The sequence below is a fragment of the Bacillus vallismortis genome, assembly GCF_040784915.1.
GTDB classification, from domain to species: Bacteria; Bacillota; Bacilli; order Bacillales; family Bacillaceae; genus Bacillus; species Bacillus subtilis_G.
Map to the genome: position 1 here is coordinate 4,170,836 of NZ_CP160797.1, position 17,278 is coordinate 4,188,113.

The 17,278-nt window shown below is 45.6% G+C and carries 14 protein-coding genes and 4 tRNA genes; 1 reads left to right on the forward strand and 17 read right to left on the reverse strand.

Going from position 1 to position 17,278, the window contains the following annotated elements:
- Positions 1 to 175: 175 nt before the first annotated feature.
- The 3 genes from rocF to rocD form a co-directional block, all read right to left on the reverse strand.
- On the reverse strand, positions 176 to 1,066 hold the full coding sequence (gene rocF / locus ABZM97_RS20845) for an arginase (RefSeq protein WP_087993685.1): 891 nt from the start codon (positions 1,064 to 1,066) through the stop codon (positions 176 to 178).
- A gap of 73 nt (positions 1,067 to 1,139) precedes the next feature.
- The gene (locus tag ABZM97_RS20850) at positions 1,140 to 2,543 is read right to left on the reverse strand and encodes an amino acid permease (RefSeq protein ID WP_148963194.1); all 1,404 of its coding nucleotides are present in this window, start codon (positions 2,541 to 2,543) and stop codon (positions 1,140 to 1,142) included.
- A 223-nt stretch (positions 2,544 to 2,766) separates the two neighbouring features.
- A complete protein-coding gene (rocD, locus tag ABZM97_RS20855; protein WP_333516319.1) occupies positions 2,767 to 3,972 on the reverse strand; it encodes an ornithine aminotransferase in 1,206 nt (401 codons plus the stop codon).
- A 240-nt stretch (positions 3,973 to 4,212) separates the two neighbouring features.
- On the opposite strand from rocD, the gene rocR reads away from it, so the two are divergent.
- Entirely contained in the window at positions 4,213 to 5,598 is a 1,386-nt protein-coding gene (rocR, locus tag ABZM97_RS20860) for an arginine utilization regulatory protein RocR (protein ID WP_087993683.1), read from the forward strand.
- A 251-nt stretch (positions 5,599 to 5,849) separates the two neighbouring features.
- Here rocR and ABZM97_RS20865 read toward each other — a convergent pair whose 3' ends face one another.
- The 14 genes from ABZM97_RS20865 to dnaB form a co-directional block, all read right to left on the reverse strand.
- Positions 5,850 to 5,969, reverse strand: coding sequence for a hypothetical protein (locus ABZM97_RS20865; RefSeq protein WP_253269177.1), 120 nt, complete (start codon positions 5,967 to 5,969; stop codon positions 5,850 to 5,852).
- A gap of 26 nt (positions 5,970 to 5,995) precedes the next feature.
- The gene (htrC, locus tag ABZM97_RS20870) at positions 5,996 to 7,198 is read right to left on the reverse strand and encodes a serine protease HtrC (RefSeq protein WP_202327767.1); all 1,203 of its coding nucleotides are present in this window, start codon (positions 7,196 to 7,198) and stop codon (positions 5,996 to 5,998) included.
- Positions 7,199 to 7,279: 81 nt separating this feature from the next.
- A complete protein-coding gene (locus ABZM97_RS20875) occupies positions 7,280 to 8,074 on the reverse strand; it encodes an MBL fold metallo-hydrolase (RefSeq protein ID WP_087993681.1) in 795 nt (264 codons plus the stop codon).
- A 19-nt stretch (positions 8,075 to 8,093) separates the two neighbouring features.
- Positions 8,094 to 8,936, reverse strand: a complete 843-nt coding sequence (locus ABZM97_RS20880) for a two-component system regulatory protein YycI (protein WP_202327766.1) — start codon at positions 8,934 to 8,936, stop codon at positions 8,094 to 8,096.
- Positions 8,923 to 10,290, reverse strand: coding sequence for a two-component system activity regulator YycH (yycH, locus tag ABZM97_RS20885; RefSeq protein WP_202327765.1), 1,368 nt, complete (start codon positions 10,288 to 10,290; stop codon positions 8,923 to 8,925). Before yycH ends, ABZM97_RS20880 begins: the two co-directional genes overlap by 14 nt.
- Positions 10,280 to 12,115 carry a cell wall metabolism sensor histidine kinase WalK gene (gene walK / locus ABZM97_RS20890; protein WP_087993679.1) on the reverse strand — a complete coding sequence of 612 codons (1,836 nt, stop codon included), beginning with the start codon at positions 12,113 to 12,115 and terminating at the stop codon, positions 10,280 to 10,282. The genes yycH and walK overlap by 11 nt, the downstream gene beginning before the upstream one ends.
- Before the next feature lie 7 nt (positions 12,116 to 12,122).
- Complete coding sequence (walR, locus tag ABZM97_RS20895) at positions 12,123 to 12,830, reverse strand: cell wall metabolism DNA-binding response regulator WalR (protein WP_032731843.1); 708 nt, start codon at positions 12,828 to 12,830, stop codon at positions 12,123 to 12,125.
- A 381-nt stretch (positions 12,831 to 13,211) separates the two neighbouring features.
- Positions 13,212 to 13,284: transfer RNA gene (locus tag ABZM97_RS20900), tRNA-Phe, on the reverse strand.
- Positions 13,285 to 13,319: 35 nt separating this feature from the next.
- Positions 13,320 to 13,396, reverse strand: a tRNA-Asp gene (locus ABZM97_RS20905).
- An 81-nt stretch (positions 13,397 to 13,477) separates the two neighbouring features.
- Positions 13,478 to 13,549: transfer RNA gene (locus ABZM97_RS20910), tRNA-Glu, on the reverse strand.
- A 9-nt stretch (positions 13,550 to 13,558) separates the two neighbouring features.
- A tRNA-Lys gene (locus ABZM97_RS20915) sits at positions 13,559 to 13,634 on the reverse strand.
- A 222-nt stretch (positions 13,635 to 13,856) separates the two neighbouring features.
- Positions 13,857 to 15,149: an adenylosuccinate synthase gene (gene purA, locus ABZM97_RS20920; protein ID WP_087993677.1), complete on the reverse strand. Its 1,293-nt coding sequence runs from the start codon at positions 15,147 to 15,149 to the stop codon at positions 13,857 to 13,859.
- Positions 15,150 to 15,353: 204 nt separating this feature from the next.
- Positions 15,354 to 15,776, reverse strand: a complete 423-nt coding sequence (locus tag ABZM97_RS20925; RefSeq protein ID WP_202327764.1) for a VOC family protein — start codon at positions 15,774 to 15,776, stop codon at positions 15,354 to 15,356.
- 117 nt (positions 15,777 to 15,893) lie between these two features.
- Positions 15,894 to 17,258 (reverse strand): replicative DNA helicase, encoded by a 1,365-nt coding sequence (gene dnaB / locus ABZM97_RS20930; RefSeq protein WP_039074908.1) that lies wholly within the window; start codon positions 17,256 to 17,258, stop codon positions 15,894 to 15,896.
- Positions 17,259 to 17,278: the final 20 nt, after the last annotated feature.

A 17,278-nucleotide genomic window follows, 5' to 3' on the forward strand; every position in this document is an offset into this window, starting at 1 on the left:
AGTGAGCATTGGAGCAGTCTTTCACAGGATGTGATGACGGCGGTGTTTAGGCAGGACGCCTAAGCATTTAGCCGCCGTTCCTTTCGTAATTCGTGAGCACCAACGCGCAGGCCTGACAACGAATGCAAGAGTTTGTCGACACGCTGAACCCCCCGCGGATGCGGGGGTTTTCTTATTACAACAGCTTCTTACCGAGCAGAGATTCTACGAGCTCCACTGCTGTTTGTCCAGTCTTGTTTTCGTGGTCAAGAATTGGATTGACCTCCACGAATTCAGCTGAGGTGATGATACCCGCGTCATACAGCATTTCCATAGCCAAATGGCTCTCCCTGTAGCTGATGCCGCCGATAACAGGGGTTCCGACACCCGGTGCGTCGTTCGGATCAAGTCCGTCCAGATCGAGGCTGAGATGGACGCCGTCACATGCTGATAAATAATCAAGGGTTTCTTCGATCACCTTTGTCATGCCAAGACGGTCGATTTCGTGCATCGTGTACACCTTCATGCCGCTCTCCCTAATATACTTGCGCTCCCCTTCATCAAGTGACCGGGCGCCGATGATGACGACGTTTTCCGGTTTGATTTTAGGCGCGTAGCCTTCAAGGTTAACCAGTGACTCGTGGCCGATGCCGAGGCTGACGGCAAGCGGCATACCGTGAATATTGCCTGACGGTGATGTTTCAAGCGTATTCAGGTCGCCGTGCGCGTCATACCAGATGACGCCGAGATGATCGTAATGCTTCGCTGTACCTGCCAGTGTGCCGATCGCAATACTGTGGTCTCCGCCAAGGACAAGCGGGAATTTTTTCTCTTCAATGACTTTGTTGACCTTTTGAGCGAGTTTTTCATTTCCCGCCAAAACGGAATTCAGGTTCTTCAGTTCTTCGTCATTTTTGATCTTTTCGCGGTTGATCGGAATGTCACCGAGATCTTCAACCGTATAACCCATGTCTGACAGCCTCTCAATCAGATGGGCGTACCGGATGGCGCTCGGGCCCATGTCCACTCCGCGTCGTGCTTGTCCTAAATCCATTGGCATTCCAATAACCGAAATCGTTTTATCCATCTGTGATTCCACCTCAACATATAAGATAATGTCCTATGCGGGTTATAACAAAGATGACTTGCGGACAATGTGTTTAAAGCTCTAGCTGACGATTTGCCTGCTGGCGTTTTTTAATGACGACATGATAAATGATGTAGCAAATGATCATAAACGGGATGCCGCAATACAGCGCGATACGCTGCTCCGGATCAAATGCAAGGCTGATGAGAACGACCGTATTTAACGTCAGGCCGATCAGCGGAAGCACCGGATACAGCGGTGTTTTGAATTTCAAATCTTCCTTCTTGCCGCCTTCACGGATAAATTTGCGTCTGAACATAATTTGAGAAAGCGTAATCGTGATCCAGCCGACCTGGGCGCTCATGCCCGCCAAAGATAGAAGCACCATATACACGGTTTCAGCCGCCGCCACTTTTGATAGGAGCGATAGGCAGGCCACAGCCATCGTTACGATTAATGCGTTCAGCGGCACACCTCGTTTGTTTGTTTTGCCCAGCGCTTGGAAGGCCTGTCCTTCATTCGCCATCGCGTACAGGATACGTGTCGATGCGTATAAACCTGAATTCGCAACAGATAATAACGCGATTAAAATAACAAAGTTCATGATATCAGCGGCATACGGGATTCCGATTTGTTCAAATACCGCAACAAACGGACTTTCCACAACTCCAGCCTGTTTCCACGGAATCATGCCGGCAATGACAATGATGGATAGAACAAAGAAGACAAGCGTTCTCCATACTGTCTGTTTGATAGACCGCGGAATCGTTTTTTCAGGATCTTCACTTTCTCCGGCTGCAACCCCGATCAGCTCAGTCCCCTGGAATGCGAAGTTTACGGCAATCATCGTTATCAATATTGCCTTTATCCCGTTCGGGAATAACCCGTCTTCATAAAAATGTGTCAAAAACGGTGCCTGCTCTCCGCCTTTCAAATCAATCAGGCCAAACATGGCAGCTCCGCCGAGAATAATAAATAAAAGGATAATCAAAATTTTAATGCCTGAGAACCAGAATTCCGATTCTGCAAAGGCTTTGGCTGTTATTGCATTTAGTATAAACATCAGTGCCGCAAATACCAGACACCAGATCCACACGTCTACGTGCGGAAACCAGCGGAGCATCAGCTGCCCCGCTGATAAGAATTCAATGGCGCATGTAACCGCCCAGCCGAGCCAGTACAGCCAGCCGAACGCAAATCCAAAGGCCGGGCTGATAAATTTTGTCGCATAGGTCTGGAAGGACCCCGACACAGGAAAGGCGACTGCCAGCTCCCCTAAGCAGAGCATCGTCAAAAACATGATAAAGCCGCCTACTAAATAGGACAGAACCGCGCCGAGCGGTCCCGCTTGGTTAATGGTAAATCCGGTTCCAAGGAAGAAGCCGGTTCCGATCACTCCGCCCAATGAAATCATGAACAAGTGGCGTGATTTCATTGTCCGCTGGAGCTGATTTCCGTTATCTTGGTTTGTATTCACATTCTGCACCCCTTCAGCAACTTGTATTGGATCTAAGCTGGAATGACTACACGGTGCATATCCCAGTTTGCTGTCCAAAGAGCCTTTATCTATTTAATATAAAATTCACTTCTTCTCATAAAGATACATTATACTAAAATACTGTAGCTGAGCAAATAGGGAGTGCTTAATTTTCTGTTGTAAATTTATACAAACGAAGTGAATATCCCGCCATGGTGCGGATTTATGCGTTTTGCAGCACGTGCTTAATTTTCTCTATTGCCCAATCCAAATCTTTTTTCGAAATGATTAATGGCGGTGCAAAACGAATAACTGTATCATGCGTTTCCTTGCATAAAAGCCCTTCTTTCTTCAAGCGCTCACAATACGGACGCGCGGCTTCCGTCAATTCCACACCGATAAACAGCCCTCTGCCGCGGACTTCTTTAATGACAGGGTTATCAATGCTCTCAAGTTCTCTTTTAAAGTATTCGCCAAGCTCAAGAGAACGTTCCGCCAGCTTTTCATCCTCCATCACTTCCAACGAAGCGATAGACACCGCACATGCAAGCGGGTTTCCGCCAAATGTCGAGCCGTGTGAGCCCGGGTTAAACACGCCTAAGATCTCGCGGTCCGCCGCAATGCATGAGATCGGGAACACACCGCCGCCAAGCGCTTTACCCAAGATATACATATCGGGAACAATGCCGTCCCAGTCACACGCAAACGTCTTGCCTGTTCGTCCAAGACCCGTCTGAATCTCATCGGCAATAAACAAGACATTCTCTTCCTTACAAATCGCCGCCGCTTCCTGTGAAAATCCTTCAGGCGGAATGACAATGCCCGCTTCGCCTTGAATCGGTTCGAATAAAAATGCCGCTGTATTCGGCGTAATGGCCTGACGAAGCGCTTCCGCATCGCCGTAAGGGATTAACTTGATTCCCGGAAGCATCGGGCCGAATCCTCTTTTATATTCCTCTTCAGAAGACAGAGATACCGCCAGCATCGTCCGGCCGTGGAAGTTCCCGACACATGCGATAATTTCAGCTTGATTGTCTGCCACGCCTTTTACTTCATAAGCCCAGCGTCTCGCCGCTTTCACCGCAGATTCAACCGCTTCAGCTCCTGTATTCATCGGCAAAATCATCTCTTTGCCCGTCAGCTTAGCTGTTTTCTCGTAAAATGGCCCCAGCTGATCGTTGTGAAACGCGCGTGACGTGAGGGTAATTTTATCAGCCTGATCCTTCAATGCCTGAATGATTTTCGGGTGTCTGTGCCCCTGGTTTACCGCAGAATAAGCACTCAGCATATCCATATATTCATTGCCTTCCGGGTCCTTTACCCAAGCACCCAGCGCTTCAGAAATGACAATCGGGAGCGGATGGTAATTGTTAGCTCCATAATGAGACGTCTGATCAATAATTTCTTTGGATTTAGATAAAGCTGGCATATTTGAATTCCCCCTTGTTTTCTGTTTCAACATGTTATCCTGCTTTCCCTTTTTATAAATGCAAGTTCCGTGCCAAATCAAGATTTCGTGTGTTTTCTACAAATTTCGTGGACAAGGTGCAAAAACATTCTGATATTTCGAGCAAAAATTTCAGCAAGTGCAAAATTCTTTTGCATATCCTCTCCATTCTTTTATAAAATAGAGGCAATATTAAGAAAATAATTGAGGGAGGTTTATACAATGGTCAAAGACAGCGAATTCCTCACATTGGTTTTTCAAAGCATTTTGGATGAAATCGATGTTGGCCTGCACGTGGTAGACGAGCATGGAAACACGATCGTTTATAACAACAAAATGATGCAGATTGAAGATATGGAGAAGCATGACGTCCTCAATAAAAACCTGATGGATGTATTTATGTTTTCTAAACAGCAGGACAGCACCCTGGTACAGGCCCTTCAGGAAGGCACAACGATTAAAAATGTGAAGCAGAGCTACTTCAATAATAAAGGCCAGGAAATCACAACGATCAATCATACATATCCCATCGTCCAAGACGGCAAAATCAGGGGCGCAGTCGAAATTGCCAAGGATGTGACAAAGCTTGAACGGCTGATCAGGGAGAATATGAACAAAAAAGGCAGCACAACTTATACATTTGACAGCATTCTCGGCACCAGCCCGGCCATTCAAGATGTCGTCGAAAACGCCAAACGGGCAACGAGAACGTCATCATCGGTCCTTCTCGCAGGCGAAACCGGCACGGGAAAAGAGCTGTTCGCGCAAAGTATTCATAACGGCAGCGATCGCTCAGGCGGCCCGTTTATTTCACAAAACTGCGCGGCGCTGCCAGACAGCCTTGTAGAAAGCATTTTGTTTGGAACGAAAAAAGGGGCGTTTACAGGCGCTGTCGACCAGCCCGGACTGTTTGAACAAGCACATGGCGGCACGCTGCTGTTAGATGAAATCAACTCGCTGAATCTGAGTCTTCAGGCGAAGCTGCTGCGCGCTCTTCAGGAACGGAAAATCAGGCGCATCGGTTCGACAAAGGATACGCCGATTGACGTGCGTATAATTGCCACAATGAACGAAGACCCGATTGACGCGATTGCGGGCGAACGAATGCGGAAGGACTTGTATTACAGGCTGAGCGTCGTGACACTGATCATCCCGCCGCTTCGGGAACGGAAAGAAGACATTTTGCTTCTCGCGTCAGAATTCATCCAAAAAAACAACCACCTGTTTCAAATGAATGTCGAACACATCAGCGAAGACGTGAAGCAATTTTTTCTATCTTATGACTGGCCGGGAAATATACGTGAGCTTGAGCATATGATCGAAGGCGCAATGAATTTCATGACGGATGAGCAAACGATTACGGCTTCCCATCTGCCCTATCAATACCGCATGAAAATCAAACCGGCTGATACCCCAGAGCCTGAAGCACCAAGATACCAGCCGGCCGCGGACTTAAAAGAAAAAATGGAAAGCTTCGAAAAATATGTGATTGAGAATGTGTTAAGAAAGCACGGCCATAACATCTCACAAGCTGCTCAGGAGCTTGGCATCAGCAGACAAAGCCTTCAATACCGGCTGAAGAAATTTTCCCACCCGCCTGCCGAGTAACAGTCCTATTCCGTCGCAGGAAGCCAGACGTGTATGTCGTTAAACGGCAAAGCTCACACCCAACTGCAACAGCGGAAAAGCCTTCAAACATCATGTTGACAGCAAACCGCAATCACAAAAAACATCGCGCTGAACACATGCAAAAGGCACAATAAAATCTTCTGTATCGAGGGAAGAAAAAGAAATCTATGTATACATCATAAAATTCATCACCAGCAACCATACGGAACAAACCATTAAGTCAATGCTGGTCAGTCCTTGCCTGCTGTTTCACGTGTAACACCCATCTTGTATGTTTCTTCATATTCGATAGATCCTTTTTCAACTGAACGGGCGTGACCCTCGTTCAGTTTTTTTGTATAAAAAAACAGTCTGGCACGGTGCCAGACTGTTTCTGTTAACTTCCTAATTGGTCTGCGGAGGAGAGCTGAATGTCAACGGATTTTTCTTTTCCGGCGCGGTAAAACTTCACTTTCACCCGGTCACCGACTTTTTTCTGATAAAGCCGTTTCCGCAGATCAACAATGTCATTTACTTTGTGACCGTCAAATTCTGTGATGACATCCAGTTCCTTAAGCCCTGCTTTTCCGGCAGGTGAGAAGGCATCTACCCCCATCACAACCGCTCCATTGGTGACATCCTTAGGAAGCTTCAAAGTTTCGTCCCAATGATAGCTGGCGATGTCGCTTAGCGATTTCATCTCAATGCCAAGGAACGGACGTTTAACCTCGCCGTATTTCTCCAAATCCTCTATCACCGGGATCACAAGCTTAGACGGAATCGACAGGCCAATTCCTTCAACCGCCGACTCGGCAATTTTCATTGAATTGATGCCAATGACTTTTCCGTCCATATTTAACAAAGCGCCGCCGCTGTTCCCAGGGTTAATGGCCGCATCTGTTTGCAGGACTTCTGCGTTCCAGTCAGGCTGCCCATCACCGTTCGAATCCACTGGGATGGCTCTCTCCGTTCCCGAGATGACGCCCTGTGTGACAGAGCCTGCAAATTCAAGGCCTAACGGGTTCCCGATCGCAATAACCGGCTCCCCTGATTTCACTTTATCTGAATTACCGAAATCAGCGACTGCTTTAATTTTATCGCTTTTTACTCGTAAAACAGCAAGGTCCATCAGCTGGTCGCTGCCGATCAGTTCAGCCGATACACGCGAGCCGTCTTTCAGGCTGATTTCAATTTGGGAAGCGCCCTCGATGACATGATGGTTGGTCACGACATAAGCGGAGTTGTCATTTTTCTTATAGATGACGCCAGAGCCGCTCCCAGCCTCACCGCTCTCTCCCCAAATATCTGATTTTTGAATGTTCACAACACCGACAACGGCGGGCGACACATTGCTGACAATCTTGGTGACTGCGTTGTTGACACTGACATTCACCGTTCTGATTGATTCCCGGTTATTGTTGTTCTGCTGCTCTTCTAAGACGCCCGTATCTATCCCTTCATTTGAAAGGTACGGCATGATAAACGCCATTAATACGGCACCGACAATCACGCCAATCAGACTAGAAAGGAAATATCCTTTTTTGCTTCTCTTTGGCTGTTCAGGAGCAGTATGTTCTTCCTCACGATCGTAATCCACCATATTCCATCCTTTCCAAGAACGTTAATATGGTTATATTGTGGGTTAGAAACTCCTATAATAGTCATGATTTACATAGAAAAATTATACAGCGCAGAGCGGTGTGGCCTTCTTCGGGTCGGTATCAAACAAATCAAATGTTTCCCCCGTCACAAACCCTTTAGAAGCCAATGTCTGCTGTACAGACATTCTCGCCAGATCCTTCATGTTGTTGTCCTGGCTCAAATGCGCCAAATAAATACGAGACGTCTCGTCGCCAATGACATCGGTCATCGCTAAGGCAGCATCTTCATTTGAAACGTGCCCGACGTCACTTAAAATCCGCCGCTTAATGCTCCATGGATATCTCCCCATTTGCAGCATGCCGACATCGTGATTGCTTTCAAACACAAACATATTCGCTGAGCGGATGATCCCTTTCATCCGGTCGCTGACGTACCCCGTATCTGTCATTAAAGCAAGCTTTCGGCCGTTATAATGGAACACATAAAACATGGGCTCCGCCGCGTCGTGTGAGACGCCAAACGATTCCACATCAAGTCCGCCGAACGACTTCACCGTCTCCATCGGAAACACAAATTTTTGATCGGTATCAATTTTGCCAATTTGGTTCTCCATCGCTTTCCATGTCTTCTCATTCGCATAGATCGGAAGCTTGTACTTTCTGGCGACCACGCCAAGGCCCTTAATATGGTCACTATGTTCATGCGTCACAAAAATGCCGTCTACATCATCCAGCTTACGCCCGATTTGCGCCATCAATCCATCCATGGCTTTCCCGCTCAAACCGGCGTCTACCAAAAATGCGTGATCCTCAGTTTCAAGGTAAAACGCATTTCCCGTACTCCCGCTCGCAAGTACGCTAAATTGCAAGCTCATGTGTCTCACTCCATTATTTTCATTGATCTGTATCTAAAATCGTACTCTCCAAAGCATTCACTGTAAAATACTCTTGCACTGTCTTTTTCTCACCGTTCACTTTTTTATCGTACTCGACTGTAATTCTCCATACCGGCGCCAGCACCTGTGTACTTGTCAGCGGATATTGCGCGACGTAGCCGAATTTGACACTTTTTATCGTACTGTTCTCTTTTAATTGATTTTGATAGTACAATAACTCAACCGCATCCATTTCAGTGATTAGGCTTTCCTTCTGAATTTGCTTAAAGGTCTCAAGCGTCGTCTGGTCGTATGACACAACCTCGTTTTTATCGTTTAAACGCAAAATCACTTGCCCGATCATATTAGAAGAAGTGTCGGTCTGCTGATAAATATAATGGCCCTCATATGTTTGGAAGAAAATAATTTCTTTTTGCGATTTATCAACCTTCCAAAGCTCATATTTTTCACCATCTTGGATTTTCGAAGAAACAAACGCCTGAGCATCGTCCTCAATCTTCTTCTTTGACAGGGCGATCGGATTCGTAAATTTCATTTTCAGGGTCGTTACTTTACGATCATCACTAGGCATGTCCATCAACGGCTTTTGATCCTTGAGCGCCTCAATTTCGTCCTTGGTGAAGGCCTTTTGATTCGCTGTGATTCTGTAGCCTTCTGTTGCTTCCTTATTCAGCCCTTCATACGTAATATGATCGGCCTTCATGTCATGCTCGACATCATTTTTAATGACTTCATAATCTTTGCTGGTAGACTGCCATTTTTGAAAAAACTGATAGCCTAAAAAAATATCTAAAATGAGGAAGGCAACGATGAAGATTGATTTTGTCTTATTCCACTCCACTGTTTGCCCCCTCCTTCGTTAATAAGTCCTTCGTGATCGGCACAATTTTCCCGTTTATTTTCATCCCCCAAACCGGTTCCAGTTCAACAAGAGGGTCATTATTGGATGATGTTGATACCAATTGATACGCAAGGAAGATCTGATCAATTTTATCCGTATTATATGCCGTTTGTTTAGAAAGCAGCATCTTCACTTCGCTCCCGCTCATCAGCTCAGTCTCTGTCGTTTTAATCGGATTCGTTCCGAGACTGTAATTCGGCCGCTTATAGCTGAGAATTTCATCGTTGGCCCATTGCACCGTAATCGCGGATGTCGCTCCGAATGGTTTGGCGGTACTGTTAATGACCGGCATCTGGTCCATAAAGATATAGAAGCTTAACTGCTGGCTGTCATTGATATTGAAAAATTGATAGTGATCTGTCCAGCTGCCCGTATCCTCAAGGTATTTTTGGCTCTTTTTAATTAATTCACCTGTTTGATAGGAAGTGCTCTGCACCAAATTGCGCTGTTGGAATTGTACCTGGCGCTGGCTTAGATTCACATCTAAACGGCTGATTCCATCTGTCAGCACATTTCTGTTGTTGTAATTCGAATCTTCCCTTACAATACTTGGATCGCTGAACAAGGCCTGCTTAAAGGTGTTTGTTTTAATCGATTCTGTGACAAATTCTTTTTTGTCCATCGTAAGCGTTTTGTTCGACAGCAGAAACTCTTTCTTTGAACCGATAGAAAACAGACTGAATGCCGGCATGTTTGATTGACTGTTTTTCAAGTCATTCATCATGTTCCGGTAGTTAGCCGATTCAACAGTCACTTCCAGAATCAGCTGCTTGCTGAAAGACACCAAATAGATTTTCTTGTTCGCTTTTGTTTCATTAATCGGAATCAAAATGTGGTCAAATGAACTGTACTCAAATGACTGGTTAGACCATTTAAACAGCGTTTGGAAGATATCAATAGGAATCGTGTCGTTGAATTGCAAGTCAAGCTTCGCATCATAACCGCTTATCCCGTAAAACCAGCTCTTAAATGAAGTCTTGTCATACTGATCAGAAATATCTTTGATCCCTTTTACATCCCAATGCGGCAAGTCAGACCAGACTTCATTATAAAGTGAATCATCATTCACTTTATAATGAGCGCCGCCATCATGGATAAACATGTCCCTCGGCCTTACCGTTTCAGACAGCTTTTGGGTGTTTTTTTCGATTTTATGCTTCTCACGCACAGTAGACGCTGTTGATGATGAGCCTCCGGAAAAGTTTGGCTGGAACGTCCATATCCCCCACGTAAACACAAGGCTGATGACGACGAGTATCGTAAGTAATATCGTTTTTATATTTTCACGCTTCATCCCAATCATCCTCTTGTTCCTCTTTATATGGAAGAGTAAATGTAATCGTCGTGCCTTTTCCTTCTATGCTGTCCGCCCAAATATCCCCGCCATGCGCCTGAACCATTTCTCTGGCAATCGCCAGTCCCAGACCGGTGCCGCCGAGCTTTCTCGTTCTTGCTTTATCCACCCTGTAGAAGCGGTCAAAGACTTTTTCGACATCTTTTTTCGGAATACCGATCCCTTCATCCTTGACGCTGATATAGAGAAGCTCTTCCTCTTCGTTTACGTCAATTGAGAACGTCACATGTCCGCCTTCCGGTGAGTATTTTAAAGCGTTGGAAATAATATTATCAAGCACTTGTGTAATTTTATCCTGGTCAATCTCAACGTACAGATTTCTGTCCGGCAGATTACGAATAAATTCCACATGCTGTTCTTTTGTCATTTCAAAACGGTCAATAATCAGAGACATAAACCGGACAATTTGAATCCATTCCCGGTTAAATTGATAATCCTTGCTGTCGAATTTCGAAAGCTGAAGCAAATCATTGACAAGCCGGATCATGCGCTCTGTTTCATTTTGCGTCACCATTAAGAAACGCGGGGCAATGTCTTTATTTTCCCACGCACCTTCAGCTAACGCTTCTAAATAACTGCGCATTGTCGTAAGCGGCGTCCGCAGCTCGTGTGATACATTCGCCACGAATTCTCTGCGTTCCTGATCCATTTTCTCTTGCTCGGTTACATCGTAAAGAACAGCAATTAAGCCATCAATTTTGCCATGTTCCCTTTGAATCACAGAGAAATTCACGCGAAGCACTGTTAGTTGATCATCTCGCTCAATTTCAAGCAGCAAAGAATCCTGCTGCTCCACTAAATCTTCAAACGTATAATTCTCTTGAATCCCCAACAAACTCGTAATCGGCATTTCTAAAGCTGTTTCACGTGAAACGTTCAACAGCTCCAGCGCCGGGCTGTTTAAAAGAATAATCGCTCCGTTTCGGTTTGTAGCGATAACGCCGTCTGTCATATAAGCAATAACAGAGGCAAGCTTTCTGCGCTCTCCTTCTGTCATCGCCTGGGCATCTTCAAGCTCTTTCGTTAAGTGATTAAACGTGGTGGCGAGCTGCCCGATTTCATCATGCCCATACTTTTTAACCTTCCTCGAGAAATTCCCTTTCGCGAGCTCCATGGCCTGCTTTCTCATATCTGAAAGCGGATGGGTGATGGTTCGTGCCAGAAAAATACCGAGAAGGGCGGTCAAAACGAGCGCCAAACCAGTGCCGGACGCCAGTATCGTGTTGATAGTCTTCATTTGATTAAAGACATCTTCCATACTCGCGACAACATAGATCGCGCCGACAACCTCTTGGTTTTCAGTCATGACAGGCTTTGCGGAAATGAGAACTCTGATTTTGCTTTTCGGGTCATAGTACTTTCTTAAATACGATTGTTTAGTAGAAAAAATCCTTTTAAATATCAGATCGGTCGTTTGTTTCCCTGCCACTTCCTCACCATACGGCTTTGAAGAACCGACCACTTCATAGCTTTTATCTACAAAACTAATTTCCCGGACCTCATCACTTTTCGTGAAATCATTCAATATACGGCTGACGTCATCCTTAATAACGGTGCTGTCGTTATCGCTTTTATATTCTTGTTCGATATAGTAAGAAAGGTTGTCGATTCGCTGATTCAGTGATTGTTCATAAGAGCTCATCAGTGATTTCTCGACCTGATTGACAAAATACACCCCAATGATTTGCATGGCAATGATGATCAAAAGCACATATATCAAGGTAATCTTAAATTGGATCGACCGAAAAAAACCAACCTTATTCATAAGGGCATTAGTCCTGTTCTGGATTTCTCAAGTAATAACCTACGCCGCGGCGTGTGACAATCCAATTTGGATGGCTTGGGTTATCCTCAATTTTTTCACGAAGCCGGCGGACTGTTACGTCAACCGTTCTGACGTCACCAAAGTAATCATAACCCCAAACGGTTTGAAGCAAATGTTCACGGGTCATCACTTGTCCGATATGTTTTGCTAAATAATGAAGCAATTCGAACTCACGATGAGTCAATTCGATTGTTTCATCTCGTTTTGATACGACGTACGCGTCAGGGAAGATGACAAGAGAGCCGATATGAATTTCGTTAGAGGACGACTCTTCCTCCGCAGGCGCTGTTGTCAGCTGGCGGCGCAAGTTCGCTTTCACACGAGCCAGAAGCTCACGTGTGCTAAATGGTTTTGTGACATAGTCATCAGCACCGATTTCAAGCCCGATGACCTTGTCAATTTCTGAATCCTTAGCCGTCAGCATAATGATCGGCATATCGTATTTCTTTCTGACTTCACGGCACACTTCAACGCCGTCTTTATTAGGAAGCATAATATCTAAAAGAATTAAATCAGGCTGAAGCTCTTCTACCATTTCAACCGCTTCATTTCCGTCGTGGGCACAGTGCACTTCATAGCCTTCTTTTCTTAAGTTAAATTCCAATATATCTGCAATCGGTTTTTCATCATCTACTACAAGGATCTTCTTATCCATCATTTTGATTTCCTCCTGCCGAATAACTTCTTTTCATCTAAATAACATTCGTTTCATCACTTATGGCCCGTGTAAACATTGGGTCCTTGTCTATTATAACGGTTAAAGGTCAAAAGATAAAAAAAATAAAGGTTTAGAAAAAAACACATGTTTCACCTTTATCCGCCAATTGTTTCTCTTTTGTCATGCTAGTCAAATTTTTATAAAAAAGATAACTTAACTGAAACCTCCCGACATCGGAATGCGTCTTTATCGATGACGTCTTCTTCTTTGAGCCGGCCGCAGGGCCGGTTCTCCCTTTTTCTTCTATTATAACACTTCTCATGTTCGCCTTTTCCTAAAAGAAAAAACGCACCTACAATTGCAGATGCGTTTGGTAAGTGGCTCGGGACGGAATCGAACCGCCGACACACGGATTTTCAGTCCGTTGCTCTACCAACTGAGCTACCGAGCCAAATGTTTTATTTTTCTCTACTAAGTAAAGTAAAATGGCGGTCCGGACGGGACTCGAACCCGCGACCTCCTGCGTGACAGGCAGGCATTCTAACCAACTGAACTACCGGACCTTACAGTAATTGCCTGGAGAGCTGTCGTGTCAGCCCTCGCAGACAAATAAGGAATTTAGCAATAACGCTAAAGTAAATCAATGACCCGTACGGGATTCGAACCCGTGTTACCGCCGTGAAAGGGCGGTGTCTTAACCGCTTGACCAACGGGCCTTCACGAAATGGTGAGCCATGAAGGACTCGAACCTTCGACCCTCTGATTAAAAGTCAGATGCTCTACCAACTGAGCTAATGGCTCTTAAGATGTCGGAGTTTCCATAGAGCAAACAACTTTGACCAAGTTCTTATCTAGTACTCTATTGAAGCAGTTTCCGTAACAACGAGATTTATAATATCACGAACAAATAGAAGTGGCAATAACTTTTTTGGTTTTTTTCATATTTTTTTCTTAGACCAACTTAGATGCGGCTTTCAAACAAAAAACAAGCCCCTGGATTCAGGGGCCTGAAGCATAATCTATTTAGTTCGCACGGTACACGCTGCGAAGGACATTTGTCTGTGAACGGTCTGGGCCGACAGAGAAAATAGAAAGCGGAATGCCTGTCAGCTGAGACACACGCTCAAGATAGTGACGCGCGTTTTCCGGAAGCTCGCTCAAGCTTTTCGCACCTGTGATATCCTCAGTCCATCCCGGCATTTCTTCATATACCGGCTCACAATCAGCAAGTGCTTTAAGGCTTGCCGGGAATTCTTCAATGATTTCGCCTTTGTAGCGGTACGCCACACAGATTTTCAGCGTTTCAATTCCTGTTAAAACGTCGATTGAGTTCAGAGAAAGATCTGTAATTCCGCTCACACGGCGGGCGTGGCGGACAACGACGCTGTCAAACCAGCCGACACGGCGCGGACGGCCTGTTGTTGTTCCATACTCCCGTCCGACTTCACGGATTTGATCGCCGATTTCATCTTTCAGCTCAGTCGGGAAAGGACCGTCGCCGACACGAGTCGTATATGCTTTTGATACACCGACAACGTGCTGAATTTTGGTCGGGCCGACGCCAGATCCGATCGTGACACCGCCGGCAACCGGGTTAGATGACGTAACAAATGGGTATGTTCCTTGGTCGATATCGAGCATTACCCCTTGCGCGCCTTCAAATAACACGCGGCGCCCATCATCAAGCGCATCATTTAAGACAACAGATGTATCGCAGACATATTTTTTAATCTGCTGGCCGTACTCATAATATTCGTCTAAGATATCCTCAATTTTAAACCCTTCTGTCTCGTACATTTTCTCGAGCAGGCGGTTTTTTTCTTCAAGATTGCGTTCAAGCTTCTCCGCAAACGCGTCACGGTCTAACAGATCCGCGATGCGAATTCCGATGCGGGCTGCTTTATCCATATAAGCAGGGCCGATTCCTTTTTTCGTTGTGCCGATCTTGTTAGCCCCTTTTCGCTCTTCTTCCACTTCATCCAATTTCAAGTGATACGGCAGAATGACGTGAGCTCTGTTGCTGATTCTCAGGTTGTCTGTACTGACGTTGCGCTCATGAAGATACGCAAGCTCTGTGACTAATGCTTTCGGATCTACAACCATTCCGTTTCCGATCACACACGTTTTATCCTTATAGAAAATTCCAGACGGGATTAAGTGAAGCTTGTATGTGACTCCGTCAAACTTGATTGTGTGCCCTGCGTTATTTCCGCCTTGATAACGGGCGATCACTTCTGCATTTTCTGAGAGGAAATCTGTAATTTTACCTTTTCCTTCATCGCCCCATTGCGTACCTACTACAACTACTGAAGACATGTCCGTGCACCTCCGTTAACCTTTAAAACGATTCTATTCAAACAAATCAAGTTTATCAGTGAAGAAACAGAAAGTCAATCTTAAATCCGAACATTAAATTAATATAAAACTATATTCGTTCGCTTCCATTCTTTTTAGAAGCGTTTTCTAACGGCTTCGTCATAAAAAGCTTGTGAAACTTTTGTCCTTTAGCATGAAAAAGTATCACTTGCCTGAAATCCCTTTGGTATTCATAAAAACGACTCGCCAGCCGTCTGGATCCTCTATCGTCACGCCTCCATGACTCCAGTACGGGTTCTCTGATTCGACCTCTTGATAGCCCATGTGTTTTAGCCTTGAAGTGACCGATGCCAGTTCATTCACATTCGGCACATAAAAAACGAGGAGGCTGTCGGGATGTGAAACTGGAGCAGTGCTTTCCCCATCCTCATACTGGGTGAATTCCAAATGATAATCGGCATGAGGAAGGCCGAACATGACACCTCCATACCCGTTATGCTGCGAAAATCCGCCAATTCGTTTCAAGTCCAGTCCCTCTTCGTAAAAACGAATGATCTCATCAAGCTGGCCTGTAGGCCGCGCAATCCGGATTTGCGCTGCGTGAAAAGATGAAAAACAGTATCCCATGTTACCATCTCCTTTACGCCCTATTTTATTAAACCGCTTTCAAATTCACATCCGCTGTGCGTCCGGTTTTTCTTCCATCTTTCGAATGAAAAAAACCCCAAGATCAGCTCTTGGGGTTTATGCACCGGGCGGAACACCTGCGTCATCAAAACGCCGTTCCAGGTTGACGAATTTATTGTATTCTTTTACGAACGCAAGAGACACGGTTCCTACCGGGCCGTTACGCTGTTTGGCAATAATGATTTCGATAATATTTTTATTCTCAGATTCTTTGTCATAGTAGTCGTCACGATAAAGGAACGCGACAATATCCGCGTCCTGCTCGATACTTCCAGATTCCCGGATATCAGACATCATCGGACGTTTATCCTGACGCTGCTCAACGCCCCGGGAAAGCTGAGAAAGCGCGATAACAGGGACTTGCAGCTCCCTGGCGATCGACTTCAGTTCACGGGAAATTTCTGATACTTCCTGCTGACGGTTATCCTTTGAACGTCCGCTTCCCTGAATCAATTGCAGATAGTCTATCAAAATCATGCCTAGTCCGCTTTCCTGCTTCAAGCGGCGGCATTTGGCGCGGATTTCACTCACGCGGATACCCGGTGTATCGTCAATGTAAATCCCGCTGTTCGACAGGCTTCCCATCGCCATTGTCAGTTTGCCCCAATCCTCTTCCGTCAGGTTGCCGGTACGAAGATTTTGGGCATTGATGTTTCCTTCGGCACAAAGCATACGCATAACGAGCTGCTCTGCACCCATCTCAAGACTGAAAATCGCTACGCTCTCGTCGGTTTTGGTCGCCACGTTTTGTGCGATGTTCAGGGCAAAGGCCGTTTTCCCCACTGACGGACGGGCGGCGACAATGATCAAATCGTTGCGCTGGAACCCGGCAGTCATCCGGTCAAGCTCCGTAAATCCTGTCGGAATTCCGGTTATATCGCCTTTACGATTGTGAAGCTGTTCGATATTGTCATAGGTCTGGACAAGGACGTCCTTAATGTTTTGGAAGGCACTCGTGTTTTTGCGCTGCGCCACTTCCATAATCGTTTTTTCCGCTTCACTGAGTAAATCCTCGACCTCATCCTCACGGGTATATCCGTCTTGAGCGATGGTTGTCGCAGTTCTGATTAATCGGCGAAGAATCGATTTTTCCTCAACGATTTTCGCATAATATTCTATGTTAGCCGCTGTCGGCACTGAGTTTGCGATATCTGTCAGATACGAAATGCCACCCACTTCTTCCAGCAGTTCTGTGTTCGCAAGCTCTGACGTAACCGTCACTAGATCAACCGGTTCACCTCGGTCACCGAGCACCAGCATCGCATTATAGATTTTTTGGTGGGACATTCTATAGAAATCATCTGGAATCAATACTTCTGAAGCCAGTGTTAAAGCAGACGGCTGTAAAAAAATAGCGCCTAACACGGCTTGTTCGGCTTCTATATTTTGCGGAGGAAGCCGATCATTTAGAAGGTCTGTCATGCTAAGCACCGTCCTCTCAT